Origin of the sequence: Burkholderia sp. MSMB2157WGS, assembly GCF_001532755.1 — a bacterium.
Lineage (GTDB): Bacteria > Pseudomonadota > Gammaproteobacteria > Burkholderiales > Burkholderiaceae > Burkholderia.
The window spans coordinates 72,029-85,349 of the sequence record NZ_LPJG01000046.1 but is presented as its reverse complement, the minus strand read 5'-3'; the positions used below and the strand labels follow the sequence as shown (position 1 = coordinate 85,349).

The window sequence follows — 13,321 nt, the reverse complement described above, 5'->3', positions numbered from 1 at the left end:
CGGGATCGTCAAACCTGCTTAGAGGGTCCGAACCGTGTCCGGTTCACGAAAACCGTGCACGCCCGCCACGACGGGCGCGACGGCGGCGCCTATGACGCGCCCGATTCGGCGTCGCGGGCGAGCCGCGCTTCGCGCAGCGCGCGACGGCGCTCGGCGAAGAACGACTTCAGCGCGGCGCCGCACTCGTCGGCGAGCACGCCGCCGATCACTTCGGTGTGGTGGTTGAGCTGCGGATTCGCGAATGCGTCGATCACGCTGCCGCACGCGCCCGTCTTCGGATCGGCCGCGCCATAGACGACCCGCGCGATGCGCGCATGCATGATCGCGCCCGCGCACATCAGGCACGGTTCGAGCGTCACATACAGCTCGCAGCCGGGCATCCGGTAATTGCGCAGCTGCTGCGCGGCCATGCGCAGCGCGGCCATTTCGGCATGCGCGGACGGATCGTGCCCGCCGATCGGATGGTTGAAGCCGCGCGCGATCACTTCGTCGCCGCGCACGAGCACCGCGCCGACCGGCACTTCGCCGGCCGCGCGCGCCTCTTCGGCGGCGGCCTGCGCCAGACGCATGAAATGCAGGTCGCGCGCCGATACGGGCGCGGCTTCGTGAACGGGAGAATCGGCGGCGGGGTCAGCGGCTGCGGCGGCTGCCGAGCGGGCTGCGTCGTGCAGCGCGTCGGACGTCACATCGTCCCCGCTTCGGCGGGTGCGTCGTCGAGCCCGCGCTCGCACAGGCGTTCCGCGATGCGCCGGCAGTAGTCGCGCGGCATCACCATCGGGCCGCCGCGCAGCGATTCGAGCGCCATGTCGAGCGCGAGGATCTTCGCCTGCAGCCGGCAGCGCGCGGCGCGGTCGCTGACCGCCTGCACTTCGTCGTGCAGGTTGCGCAGCGCGCGCAGTTGCTCGACGGCCGGCGGCACGAAGCCCGCGTTCTTCAGGATACGGTTGGCCACCCGCACCTCCTCGGGCACGAGCAGGTCGTCATCCAGCGCCTGCGGCGCGCCGGTACCCGGCAAATCGTCGAACTCGCCCCGCGCGGCGGCGGCGGCAATACGTTGTTCGACCAGGGCGTCAAGCAATCTCATCAGTCAATCGGAACAATGCGGCAGGCCGAATTCTAGCAGGGTGACGCCGGTATGACAGGCCCTTCGAATATATGCTCGATATTGCGTTTTTAGGGACCGAATCGCAGCGCATGCGCGCCGATCGCCGTCACTTGCCGCTGTGCTGCGCCGCAGCAGGCCGAGCGCCGTGCGGACGCTTCCGGACGGCGGCGATGGCCTGCCCATTTTTGATCCACGACGATCCCGCAGCCCACCGCCGCCCCGACGAAAATGCCGGCCGCCTGCTCGCCTCCCCGCCTTCGCCACCCCGCCTTTGCCGCCCGATTACGCAGCTACCGTTTCCGGCCGCGCTTTCGCGAACGGCCGGAACATCGTCGCGATCAGGAACGCGCCGACCCCGATCGCGAACGATCCGAGGTACAGCCAGCCGTAGCTGCCGAGCGCGTCGACGATCAGCCCACCCGCGACCGGGCCCGCGGCCATCCCGAGGCTGCCGGCCATCGCGCAGCCGCCGATCACGGTGCCCATCATCCGCAGCGGGAAATTCTCGCGCGCGAGCACCGAATAGAGCGGCATCACGCCCGCATAGACGAAACCGAACAGCGTCGCGACCGCGTAGAAGCCGTCGAGCGAGCGCACGAAGTAATAGCCGAGCGCGCCGAACGCCTGCGCGAGCAATCCCGCCGCCAGCATGCGCTTCGCGCCGAGGCGATCGCCGAGTATCCCGAACGCGATCCGGCCGCCCATGCCAGCGAGCCCTTCCACGCTGTAGATCGACACCGCGACGATCAGCGGAATCCCGCAGGTCACCGCGTAGCTGACCGTGTGGAAGATCGGGCCCGAATGCGTCGCGCAGCAGAAGAAATTGGTCAGCAGCAATACCGCGAACTGCGGCGAGCGCAGCGCATCCGCGACCGACATCGCGGCGGGCGCGCCGGCGGACGCTGGCGCGGGCGCCGCGTGCGCGGCTGCAGCGTCGAGCGCCGGCGCCCGGCGCACCAGCAGCGACACCGGAATCATCACGACGGCCGCCAGCACGGCAATCAGCAGCATCGACGTGCGCCAGTCGCGCACCGACACGAGCCATGCGGCCAGCGGCGCCATCGTCATCGGCGCCATCCCCATGCCGGCCGACACGAGCGATACCGCGAGGCTGCGGTGCGTGTCGAACCAGCCGGTCACGCACGCCATCATCGGCGCGAATATCGCGGCCGTCGCGCTGCCGACGGCCAGCCCGAAGCTCAGCTGGAACACGAGCAGCGACGGCGCGCGGCTCGCGAGCGCCAGGCTCGCCGACAGCAGCACGGCGCCCGCGACGACGACCGGCCGCGTGCCGACGCGGTCCGACAGGCTGCCCCACGCCATGCTCGCAAACGCCATCGCGATGAAGCCGAGCGTCATCGCGGCGGAAATGCCGGTCATCGACCAGCCCGTCTCGCGCGCGATGGAGCGCAGGAACACCGGCAACGAAAACATCGCGCCGATCGCGACGCAGCCCATCAGGCCGCCCGCGGCGACGATCACCCAGCGGTATCGGGAATCCGGCATGTGGCGTGTCATCGGGTATCTCCTCGTTCGTTGCGCCATTCGCGGCAACCGGGTGTCCGCTGCATGGCGCGGCGCGCGGCCCGGTCGTTATCGATACGACGGACGACGCATCGGGAAATCGACATGCGCGGCGCATGATCTGCGGATTTTTTATTGTCGGCGGTCCCGCGCGCATCGCAAGGGTCGGATCGTCCGGTCGCCCCACCGCCTGCCGCCCCGCTTTTCCGCAACGGGAAATTCGAAAGCAGAAATGGTTGGTTGGGGCGCGCACGTGCGCTGGCTACACTCGCCCCATCTTGTCATAACAAGTCGACCGATGACGCCACCCAACGTCGTGCCGCTGTCCGCGGCCCCGCTCTACGTGCAGATCAAGGACACGCTGCGCGCGCGCATTCTCGACGGCACCTATGCGCCGCACAGCCGGATGCCGTCCGAGCACGAGCTCTGCGCGACGTTCGACGTCAGCCGCATCACGGTGCGCCAGGCGCTCGGCGACCTGCAGAAGGAAGGCCTGCTGTTCAAGCTGCACGGCAAGGGCACGTTCGTGTCGAAGCCGAAGGCCTTCCAGAACGTGACGTCGCTGCAGGGGTTCGCGGAGGCGATGTCGTCGATGGGCTACGAAATCGTCAATCAGTTGCGCAGCCTGCGCACCGTGAAGGCCGATCGCCATCTCGCGACGAAGCTGAACGTGCCCGAGGGCGCACCGCTCGTCGAGATCCATCGCGTGCGGCTGCTGAACCGCGAACCCGTGTCGCTCGAACAGACCTGGGTGCCCGAGGCGCTCGGCAAGCGCCTCGCCGGCGCCGATCTCGCGACCCGCGACATCTTCCTGATCCTGGAGAACGACTGCGGCATTGCGCTCGGCCATGCCGACGTGTCGATCGACGCGATCCTCGCCGACGACGAAATCGTCGACGCGCTGCACGTCGAGGAAAGCAGCCCCGTGCTGCGTATCGAACGTCTCACGCACGATGCGTCCGGTGCGCCGATCGACTACGAAACCCTCTACTTCCGCGGCGACGCCTTCCAGTACCGGCTGCGCGTCGACCGGCAGAAGGCACGCAAACCTGCAAGGAACCCGCGATGAATACCCATGTGCACGAATACGACGTCGTCGTGGTCGGCGGCGGCACGGCCGGCCCGATGGCCGCCATCAAGGCGAAGGAGCGCGATCCGTCCCTGCGCGTGCTGCTGCTCGAGAAGGCCCACGTGAAACGCAGCGGCGCGATCTCGATGGGGATGGACGGCCTGAACAACGCGGTGATCCCCGGTCATGCGACGCCCGAGCAGTACACGCGCGAGATCACGATCGCCAACGACGGAATCGTCGACCAGGAAGCCGTGTACGCGTACGCCGCGCACAGCTTCACGACGATCGAGCAGCTCGATCGCTGGGGCGTGAAGTTCGAGAAGGACGGCACCGGCGACTACGCGGTGAAGAAGGTCCATCACATGGGCTCGTACGTGCTGCCGATGCCGGAGGGCCACGACATCAAGAAGGTGCTGTACCGGCAACTGAAGCGCGCACGCATCGCGATCACGAACCGGATCGTCGCGACGCGCGTGCTGACCGACGCGCAGGGCCGCGCGAGCGGCGTGCTCGGCTTCGACTGCCGCACCGCCGAATTCCACGTGATCCGCGCGAAGGCCGTGATCCTCTGCTGCGGCGCGGCCGGCCGCCTCGGTCTGCCGGCATCGGGCTACCTGATGGGCACGTACGAGAACCCGACCAACGCGGGCGACGGCTACGCGATGGCCTATCACGCGGGCGCGGCGCTCGCGAACCTCGAATGCTTCCAGATCAATCCGTTGATCAAGGATTACAACGGCCCGGCCTGCGCGTACGTGACCGGCCCACTCGGCGGCTTCACCGCGAACGGCAAGGGCGAACGCTTCATCGAATGCGACTACTGGAGCGGCCAGATGATGTGGGAGTTCTACCAGGAACTGCAGAGCGGCAACGGCCCCGTGTTCCTGAAGCTCGACCATCTCGCGGAAGAAACGATCCGGACCATCGAGCAGATCCTGCATACGAACGAACGGCCGAGCCGCGGCCGTTTCCATGCGGGGCGCGGCACCGACTACCGCAGCCAGATGGTCGAGATGCACATCTCGGAGATCGGCTTCTGCAGCGGCCACAGCGCATCGGGCGTATATGTGAATGCGCGCGCGGAGACGACCGTGCCGGGGCTGTACGCGGCCGGCGACATGGCGGCCGTTCCGCACAACTACATGCTCGGCGCATTCACGTACGGCTGGTTCGCCGGGCAAAATGCGGCCGACTACGCGGCCGGCCGCGAACACGCGCCGGTGGACGACCGACAGGTCGACGCCGAGCGTTCGCGCGTGCTCGCGCCGTTGCTGCGCGAGCGCGGCCTGGCGCCGGCGCAGGTCGAGTACAAGCTGCGCCGCATGGTGAACGACTATCTGCAACCGCCGAAGGTGACGCGCAAGATGGAAATCGGGCTGCAACGTTTTGATGAAATTACTGAGGATATCGAAGAAATCAAGGCCGATAACCCGCACGAACTGATGCGCGCGGCCGAAGTGCGCGCGATCCGCGACTGCGCGGAAATGGCCGCACGCGCGTCGCTGTTCCGCACCGAGAGCCGCTGGGGGTTGTACCACCATCGCGTCGATTTCCCGCACCGCAACGACGCCGAATGGTTCTGCCACACGTGGCTGCGCAAGGATGCCGCGGGCGCGATGCGCAGCGAGAAGCGGCCGGTCGAACCGTACGTCGTGCCGCTCGCCGACGACGAACGCGGCGCCTACGCGCAGTTGCGCATCCGCGAACCGGCCGCGCTCGCGGCCACCCTTTGAGGAGCCTTGCCATGCCCCATACCCCGCACGACATCTTCCAGCGCAGCAGCGCGCCCGTGACGATCGACGAGATGCTGTGCATCGCCGACAAGGGCTGCACCGTCTGCGTCGACGTGTGCCCGCTCGACCTGCTCGCGATCGACGTCACCAAGGGCAAGGCGTACATGCAGTTCGACGAATGCTGGTACTGCATGCCGTGCGAACGCGACTGCCCGACCGGCGCGGTCAAGGTCGACATCCCTTACCTGCTGCGCTGAAGCCGTTCGGCGCACTCGACGCACAGACTCGCCGGACGATGCAGACGCTGCCGCTCGACATCTGGTCGCGCATCGGCACGACCGTGCTGTTCGTCACGCACGATATCGAGGAGGCGCTGCTTATCGGCGACCGCATCTTGATGTCGTCGCCGCGGCCCGCGCGCATCGTCGCCGACATCCGCGTGCCGCTCGCGCGGCCCCGCACCGACGACAGCACGACCAAGTCCGCATTCGTCGACATCAAGCGCCGCTGTCTCGCGCTGTTGCGCGACACCGCCAGCATGCGTGCCTGTCCAACCACCACTCCGACTTTCTCCATGACTGTTTCTTCCCCCGCTTTCCCGCTGCCCGGCATGCCGTCCGCCGATCATGCGGCGCTCGTCGCGCGCCTCGCCGCGGCCGATGCCTCGGTGCGCCGCGTCGCACTGCTCGAACTCGCCGATCTCGAGGCGCCCGAACTCGTGCCGTCGTTCGTCGCGGCGCTGCGCGACGACCCGTCGGCCGACGTGCGCAGCGAAGCCGCACGCGTGCTCGACGCGTGGGAGCAGCCCGATGTCGTCGACGCGCTGTGCCATGCGCTGCTCGATCCGGACGACGGCGTGCGCGCAACGGCCGCGCACAGCCTGTCCGAACTGAAGGACGCGGCATCGGGCGCCGTGCTGCGCCGCTGGGCCGACCGGCCCGAGCCGTTCGTGCGCACCGCCGTGCTGCGCGGCCTGCGCGAATTGCGCGACCCCGACGCGTTCGCGCCCGCACTGCGCGCGCTCGACGCGAGCGCCGCCGCCGTACGCACGGAGGCGGTCGTCGTGCTCGGCTGGCTCAAGGACGGCCGCGCGCTGCCGCCGCTCGCCCGCATCGCGACCGCAGACGCCGATGCCGACGTGCGGCGCGCCGCGGTCGGCGCGATCGGGTTTGCAGCGGCCGGCGATACCGCCGTCGTCACCGCGTTGCTCGCGGCGCTGCGCGACGTCGAATGGCAGGTGCGCGAGGAAGCGGCCGCCACGCTCGGCAAGCTGCGCGTCGCCGTTGCGCGCGACCCGCTCGTCGCCGCGCTCGACGACGATTACTGGCAAGTGCGCGTGCGCGCCGTCCGCGCGCTCGGCCAATTGCGCGATGCGGCCGCGGCACCGGCCGTCGTCGCGCTGCTCGCGCATGCGATCAGCAATCTGCGCAAGGAAGCCGCCCTCGCGCTCGGCGAATTGCGCGACCGGGCGACGCTGCCCGCGCTGCACGACGCGCTCGACGATCGCGACCCCGAAGTCCGCAAGGCCGTGCGGATCGCGATCGGACAGATCGACGAGGCGTCGCGATGATTACGCCGATCGAAATCGCACTCGATCGCCCGGCACGCGCACTGACGCTGTCCTGGCCTGACGGCTCGGCGCAACGCATCGACTTTGCGCGGTTGCGCAGCGATTGCCCGTGTGCGGAATGCCGCAAGATCCGGCTCGACGGCGGCCGCATCGACGCGCGGCCGGACCTGACGCTGGACGGCGTGGAACCGCTCGGCTACGGCGTACGCTTCCTGTTCGACGACGGTCATGCACGCGGCATTTATCCGTGGCCGTACCTGGCGGAGATCGCGTAGCGGCGACGATGCGGCTGTCGCGGTCGAGCGGGCTGGATGGCAGGCATGCGAAAACGCTGCGATACTGACGCCCACGATCGCCGCCACCTACCGTGGGAGCAGCACCATGCAAACCCCAGTCGGATTCATCGGCCTCGGCGTGATGGGCACGCCGATGGCGCTCAATCTCGCGCGGGCCGGCACGCCGCTCGTCGTGTGGAGCCGTTCGCACGGCAACGACGATGCGCTGCGCGACGCCGGCGCGCGCGTGGCCGAGGACATCGACGACGTATTCGTGTCCTGCCGCACCGTGATCCTGATGCTCGCGAACGACGCGGCGATCGATGCCGTCCTCGCGCGCGGCACGCCCGGTTTTGCCGCGCGGGCCGGCGGGCACACGATCGTCAACATGGGTACGAATGCGCCCGAATATTCGCGTGCGCTCGCCGACGCCATCGCCGCCGCGTCGGGCCGCTACGTCGAGGCGCCGGTGTCGGGCTCGCGCAAGCCGGCCGAAGCCGGCCAGCTCGTCGTGATGCTGGCCGGCGCACCCGACGACGTCGATGCCGTCCGCGCGCTCGTGAAGCCGCTGTGCCGCGACAGTTTCGTGTGCGGCGACGTGCCGTCGGCGCTGACGATGAAGCTCGCCGTCAACCTGTTCCTGATCACGATGGTCACCGGTCTCGCCGAAGCCACGCATTTCGCGCAGCGTCACGGTATCGACCTCGCGCGCTTCGCCGACGTGCTGAACGCAGGCCCGATGGCGAGCGACGTGTCGCGCGTGAAGCTCGGCAAGCTCGTCGCGGAAGATTTCTCGGTGCAGGCCGCAATCACCGACGTGCTGAAGAATGCGCGCCTCGTCGCCGAATCCGCGCGGGGCATCGGCATCGCGTCTCCGCTGCTCGACATCTGCCACGCGCTTTACGGCGAAACCGAGCAGGCCGGGCATGGCGCGGCCGACATGGTCGCCGTGATCCGCGCGATCGAACGGCGTACCGGGAACGCCCGATGAGCCGCGTGTACGCTCACGCGCTCGTTCGAACCAACGGATACGCATGACCCCGCCCCCAACCGGCCACGCTGCTTCCTTGCGCCCCGTTCCCGCCGTGATCGGCATCGTGCTGCGCGAACGCGACGTGCTGCTCGTGCGCCGCGCGAATCCGCCCGATGCGGGTTGCTGGGGCTTCCCCGGCGGCAAGATCGAGCCGGGCGAGCCGCTCGCGCATGCGGTCGTGCGCGAGATCGCGGAAGAGACGACGGTCGACGTGGAAGCGCTCGACGCCTTTACCGCGCTGGACGCGTTCGATTACGATGCGCACGGCGCCGTGCGCCAGCATTTCATCCTGGTCGCAGTGCTGTGCAGATGGCTGCGCGGCACGCCGGCCGCCGGCGACGATGCGCTCGACGCACGCTGGTTCGACATCGACGAACTCGAGCGCGACGATTTGCCGATGAGCGCGGGCGTGCGCGACGTCGCGCGACGGGCGATCGAGCGGGCCGCGGTGTTGGGCAACGCGCGTCCGCCATTCGCCTGACGCTTCGCTGCCGCTTGCGTATCGGCGCGATGCGTTCGCTCCGTCACGGCGCCGACAACCTGTCGAGCGCCGCCGAATCACAACCTATCAAACCATGATCAGAATTCGACCATCTACCCAGGCCGATAGCACACGCGTACTGGATATCTGGCGCAACGCCGTCGACGCCACCCATCACTTCCTGAGCGACGACGATCGTCGTGCGATCGAATCCGAAGTCGTCGCGTTTCTGCCGAGCGCACCGCTCGATCTGGCCGTCGACGAGAGCGATCGCCCGATCGGCTTCATGCTGCTCGACGGCAGTCACATGGAGGCGCTGTTCGTCGATCCTGAACACCATGGCACGGGAATCGGGCGGCGGCTGGTCGAAGAAGCACTCAAGCGCCATCCCGACCTGTCGACCGACGTCAACGAGCAGAACGAAGCGGCGGCGGGGTTTTATGAGCGGCTCGGATTCGAGCGCTGCGGGAGGTCGAAGGTGGATGGACAGGGGCGGCCTTATCCGCTGATTCATCTTCGTTATCGCGGGAGTGGTCGGGACTGAGCCGGAGTCCGGGCAGGAACGGGACACGGCACCGGCCCGGGCCGGACGCGCTGAAACGACACCGCCCTTGCGGTATCGCGATTATCACGAGGAGTTGCCGGTCGCCAGCGGCCAGCGCCCCAACACGTCGTAGTGCGACTTGCCGAGCCAGCTATCGATCAGGACGAAGTCCAATACGGTCCAGGTAATCGGCTCGATCCGATACTCATCGGGCCTCCGTGCGCCATACAGCAGCGTCACGTGCGGGGTGAAACCCGAAGGAAAAACGCGCACGCCTGCCCGTTTCAGCGCCTCTCGCAACTGCCGCCGAAAATCGATCAAGCCGTCCAGACCGGCCCGCCCCATCAACACCAGCGGCTGATGACCGGGACGCCCGTTGAAGCTGACGATCTTGTCGAACGTCACGGCGAAAGACGGCACGTCCATGCGGTCCGCCACCGCACGTGCCCGTGCAAGGGTAGCGCCCGGCACGTAAGCGAAGTCGCCGAGCGAGCCCAACGTGATGTGCAGACGCTCGGTGCCCACCAGGCTGTCCTTCTTTAGCCGCATGCTTTCGGCAAGGCCGGCAATGCGCACCGCCGTGACCAGGTCCGGCAGCACGGCGAAAAAGAAGCGGTGCACGGGAGCCGGCGGCGGCGCATCGAATCCGGGTAACGTCAGTTGAGTCACGGCAACATGTCCGACTGGCGTGGAGCGGAATTTTCATTATCGTCAATCGAACGCCGGCCCGCTCGCCGATCGATGAATCCGCCGTTCGCGAGCACGGAGATGCTACCCTCTCGGCCAAACTCGACACCCTCTGATGAAGCATCCGAACTCAACCATGCAAACCGTCGCGGTACTGGACTTCGAAACAACCGGGCTGTCGCCGAATATGGGCGACCGTGCGACCGAAATTGCCGTCATCCTGCTGCGCGACGGGCAAATCGTCGACCGTTTCCAGAGTTTGATGAATGCAGGCAGACGCATCCCGTCGGATGTCGTTGCGCTCACCGGCATCACCAACGACATGATCGCGGCGGCGCCACCGGCGTCCGAGGTCATGAAGGAAGCGGCGGCGTTCGTCGGCAAGCATGCGGTCGTCGCCCACAACGCCGGTTTCGACAAACGCTTCTGGCAGTCGGAACTGGGGATGCTCGGCATGTCGGCCGACCATGCGTTTGCGTGCACGATGCTGGTGGCGAGACGGATCTACCCGGACGCCAGGAGTCACCGCCTGTCGAGCCTGGCCGAGATGCTGCGGTTGCCGCAGACGGGCCGTGCGCACCGCGCGATGGTCGATGCCGAGATGGCTGGGCATCTGTGGTGCCGGTTGCAGCAGGATATCTCACGGACTTACGGGCTGGACCGGATCGATCACGCGCTGATGTCGCGGGTTCAGGCGACGACCAAGGCGAAGGTGCCCATGTATTTGAGGTCGCTTGGGCGGGCGTGTGCGTGACGCATCCCGTCCCGGAACGGAAAACACGACACGCGCTGACTGATTGCACCCGTTAACGCAAAACGGCCTGGCAATACATTGCCAGGCCGTTTCTTGCCCGCGTGAGCCGGGGCAGCATGCCATCCAAACCGGCAACCCGCTTGCGAACTATCGTGACATCAAGCGATGCGCAACGGCACAAGCGGAATCGAACGCCGGTTCAGTCGGATTGTTCACTCCCACTCGATCGTCGCCGGCGGCTTCCCCGAGATGTCGTACACGACCCGGTTGATCCCGCGCACTTCGTTGATGATCCGGTTCGACGCGCGGCCGAGCAGTGCATACGGCAGGTGCGCCCAGTGTGCGGTCATGAAGTCGGTCGTCTGCACCGCGCGCAGCGACGTCACGTAGTCGTACGTCCGCCCATCGCCCATCACGCCGACCGACTTCACCGGCAGGAACACCGCGAACGCCTGGCTCGTCAGGTCGTACCACGTCTTGCCGACGTCGGCCTCGCCGCACAGGCCGGCAGCCGCGTCCTGCGCGGTGGCCGTCGTGCCGCGCAACTCCTCGATGAAGATCGCGTCCACACGGCGCAGCAGGTCCGCGTACTCGCGCTTCACTTCGCCGAGAATCCGCACGCCGAGGCCCGGGCCCGGGAACGGGTGGCGGTACACCATCTCCGGCGGCAAGCCGAGCGCGACGCCCAGCTCGCGTACTTCGTCCTTGAACAAGTCGCGCAGCGGCTCGAGCAGCTTCAGGCCGAGCGTCTCCGGCAGGCCGCCGACGTTGTGGTGGCTCTTGATCGTCGTCGCCTTCTTCGTCTTCGTGCCGCCCGATTCGACCACGTCCGGGTAGATCGTGCCCTGCGCGAGCCACTTCGCCTTCGACAGCTTCTTCGCCTCGGCCTGGAACACCTCGACGAACTCGCGGCCGATGATCTTGCGCTTCGCTTCCGGATCGGTCACGCCGGCCAGGTGGCCGAGGAACTGGTCGGACGCATCGACGTGCACGACCTTCGCATGCAGGCGGCCCTCGAACATGTCGAGCACCATCTTGCCTTCGTTCAGGCGCAGCAGGCCGTGATCGACGAACACGCACGTCAGCTGATCGCCGATCGCACGATGGATCAGCGCGGCCGCGACGCTCGAATCGACGCCGCCCGACAGGCCGAGAATCACTTCCTCGTCGCCGACCTGCTCGCGGATCTTCGCGACGGCTTCCTCGATGTGGTTCTTCATGATCCAGTCGGGCTTCGCGCCGGCGATCTGCAGCACGAAGCGTTCGAGGATCTGGCGGCCCTTCACCGTGTGCGTGACTTCCGGATGGAACTGCACCGCGTAGTAGCCGCGCGCCTCGTCGGCCATGCCGGCGATCGGGCAGCTCGGCGTCGACGCCATCAGCGCGAAGCCCGGCGGCAGCTCGGCCACCTTGTCGCCGTGGCTCATCCAGACCTTCAGCATCCCGTGGCCTTCGGCCGTCGTGAAATCCTCGATACCGTCGAGCAGGCGCGTATGGCCGTGTGCACGCATTTCCGCGTAGCCGAATTCACGATGGTCGCTCCACTCGACCTTGCCGCCGAGCTGCACGGCCATCGTCTGCATCCCGTAGCAGATGCCGAGCACCGGCACGCCGAGCTCCCACACGGCCTGCGGCGCGCGCAGCTGATGGTCTTCGTACGTGCTCGCGTGGCTGCCCGACAGGATCACCGCCTTCGGCGCGAACTCGCGGACGAAGTCGTCGGACACATCGTTCGGATGGATTTCGCAGTAGACGTGCGCTTCACGCACGCGCCGTGCAATCAGTTGGGTGACTTGCGAACCGAAGTCGAGAATCAGGATTTTGTCGTGCATGGCTGCGGACGGGATGAAGAGAATAAGAAAAGCAGCGCATCGAGCGCTGCGTCAAAAGCATGGTCGGCGGCGTCGGGCGGCAGGCGGCACGCGCGACGCATCGCCGGTCAATCCTGCGACGGCGGGCGCGCGTCGAACGCGACGCTGCCTGATGCGCGGTCGGACGCGGCCGACGGGGTCGCCGCGGCCGGCGCCGAAGGCGCCACCGGACGGCCGACGACCGGCTCGACCCGCGGCTGTGCTGCGGATACCGGCGCCGGTTCGACCGGACGCTGCGCGCTCCGGCCTTCGAGCGCCTGCACTTTCTCGCGCCGACGCACGGCCGATGCGAGCCGCACACCGCCGAGGCCGAGCACGATCAGCGCGACCCCGGCCACGGCCGACAGCACCCGGCCGGCGGCCGCGAGCGCGGGCCCGCTGCCGGTGCCGATCGACCACACGACCGTCAGCACGCCGGTCAGCCAGTACACGTGGCCGACCGACCGCGCGACGGGCGCCGTGAGGTCGCCGTTGAACGCCGCATGAAACGCGAGCCACGCAAGCCCAAGCAGCGCGATACCGAACGCCTGGCCGAGCATCGCCGGCTGGATGTTCGCCAGTTGCAGCGCGTTGAACAGCGCCTGCCAGGGCGTCAGCACGAACAGCACGCCGAACGCCAGCAGCAGCACGGCATCGACGATCAGCACGGCTCGCAGCAGCGGTTTCATCGGC

Annotated in this window: 15 protein-coding genes and 1 pseudogene; 10 read left to right on the top strand and 6 right to left on the bottom strand. The window is 67.8% G+C overall.

Features of this window, described 5'->3' with window-relative positions:
• Window positions 1-89: 89 nt before the first annotated feature.
• The 3 genes from tadA to WT53_RS27605 form a co-directional block, all read right to left on the bottom strand.
• Window positions 90-686 (bottom strand): tRNA adenosine(34) deaminase TadA, encoded by a 597-nt coding sequence (gene tadA / locus WT53_RS27615; RefSeq protein WP_034207582.1) that lies wholly within the window; start codon window positions 684-686, stop codon window positions 90-92.
• Window positions 683-1,084, bottom strand: coding sequence for a DnaJ family domain-containing protein (locus tag WT53_RS27610; protein ID WP_027784729.1), 402 nt, complete (start codon window positions 1,082-1,084; stop codon window positions 683-685). Before WT53_RS27610 ends, tadA begins: the two co-directional genes overlap by 4 nt.
• Before the next feature lie 303 nt (window positions 1,085-1,387).
• Window positions 1,388-2,611, bottom strand: a complete 1,224-nt coding sequence (locus WT53_RS27605) for an MFS transporter (RefSeq protein WP_034207583.1) — start codon at window positions 2,609-2,611, stop codon at window positions 1,388-1,390.
• Window positions 2,612-2,927: 316 nt separating this feature from the next.
• On the opposite strand from WT53_RS27605, the gene WT53_RS27600 reads away from it, so the two are divergent.
• The 9 genes and pseudogenes from WT53_RS27600 to WT53_RS27565 all read left to right on the top strand — a co-directional run bounded on the left by WT53_RS27600 (window position 2,928) and on the right by WT53_RS27565 (window position 9,337).
• Window positions 2,928-3,698: a GntR family transcriptional regulator gene (locus tag WT53_RS27600; RefSeq protein ID WP_034207584.1), complete on the top strand. Its 771-nt coding sequence runs from the start codon at window positions 2,928-2,930 to the stop codon at window positions 3,696-3,698.
• Window positions 3,695-5,434, top strand: a complete 1,740-nt coding sequence (locus WT53_RS27595) for a fumarate reductase/succinate dehydrogenase flavoprotein subunit (RefSeq protein WP_034207585.1) — start codon at window positions 3,695-3,697, stop codon at window positions 5,432-5,434. Before WT53_RS27600 ends, WT53_RS27595 begins: the two co-directional genes overlap by 4 nt.
• Window positions 5,435-5,445: 11 nt before the next feature.
• Window positions 5,446-5,691, top strand: a complete 246-nt coding sequence (locus WT53_RS27590; RefSeq protein WP_034207586.1) for a ferredoxin family protein — start codon at window positions 5,446-5,448, stop codon at window positions 5,689-5,691.
• Window positions 5,691-5,969: pseudogene (locus WT53_RS33995) on the top strand (ABC transporter ATP-binding protein); the annotation flags it as partial. The gene WT53_RS27590 and the pseudogene WT53_RS33995, both read left to right, overlap by 1 nt.
• A gap of 39 nt (window positions 5,970-6,008) precedes the next feature.
• Window positions 6,009-7,004: a HEAT repeat domain-containing protein gene (locus WT53_RS27585; protein WP_034207927.1), complete on the top strand. Its 996-nt coding sequence runs from the start codon at window positions 6,009-6,011 to the stop codon at window positions 7,002-7,004.
• Window positions 7,001-7,279 (top strand): gamma-butyrobetaine hydroxylase-like domain-containing protein, encoded by a 279-nt coding sequence (locus WT53_RS27580; protein ID WP_034207587.1) that lies wholly within the window; start codon window positions 7,001-7,003, stop codon window positions 7,277-7,279. The genes WT53_RS27585 and WT53_RS27580 overlap by 4 nt, the downstream gene beginning before the upstream one ends.
• Window positions 7,233-8,270: an NAD(P)-dependent oxidoreductase gene (locus WT53_RS27575; protein WP_329955259.1), complete on the top strand. Its 1,038-nt coding sequence runs from the start codon at window positions 7,233-7,235 to the stop codon at window positions 8,268-8,270. Before WT53_RS27580 ends, WT53_RS27575 begins: the two co-directional genes overlap by 47 nt.
• Before the next feature lie 43 nt (window positions 8,271-8,313).
• Window positions 8,314-8,793, top strand: a complete 480-nt coding sequence (locus WT53_RS27570; protein WP_080747781.1) for an NUDIX hydrolase — start codon at window positions 8,314-8,316, stop codon at window positions 8,791-8,793.
• Window positions 8,794-8,887: 94 nt separating this feature from the next.
• Window positions 8,888-9,337 carry an acetyltransferase gene (locus WT53_RS27565; protein ID WP_034207590.1) on the top strand — a complete coding sequence of 150 codons (450 nt, stop codon included), beginning with the start codon at window positions 8,888-8,890 and terminating at the stop codon, window positions 9,335-9,337.
• A gap of 84 nt (window positions 9,338-9,421) precedes the next feature.
• Here the strand turns inward: WT53_RS27565 and WT53_RS27560 are convergent, their stop codons facing one another.
• Window positions 9,422-10,006 (bottom strand): 2'-5' RNA ligase family protein, encoded by a 585-nt coding sequence (locus WT53_RS27560; protein WP_034207591.1) that lies wholly within the window; start codon window positions 10,004-10,006, stop codon window positions 9,422-9,424.
• Between the two features lie 154 nt (window positions 10,007-10,160).
• Here WT53_RS27560 and WT53_RS27555 point away from each other — a divergent pair, with 154 nt between their 5' ends.
• Window positions 10,161-10,778, top strand: coding sequence for a PolC-type DNA polymerase III (locus WT53_RS27555; RefSeq protein WP_034207592.1), 618 nt, complete (start codon window positions 10,161-10,163; stop codon window positions 10,776-10,778).
• Window positions 10,779-10,990: 212 nt separating this feature from the next.
• Here WT53_RS27555 and guaA read toward each other — a convergent pair whose 3' ends face one another.
• Window positions 10,991-12,610, bottom strand: a complete 1,620-nt coding sequence (gene guaA / locus WT53_RS27550) for a glutamine-hydrolyzing GMP synthase (protein WP_034207640.1) — start codon at window positions 12,608-12,610, stop codon at window positions 10,991-10,993.
• A 107-nt stretch (window positions 12,611-12,717) separates the two neighbouring features.
• On the bottom strand, window positions 12,718-13,317 hold the full coding sequence (locus tag WT53_RS27545) for a hypothetical protein (protein WP_034207641.1): 600 nt from the start codon (window positions 13,315-13,317) through the stop codon (window positions 12,718-12,720).
• Window positions 13,318-13,321 lie beyond the last annotated feature (4 nt).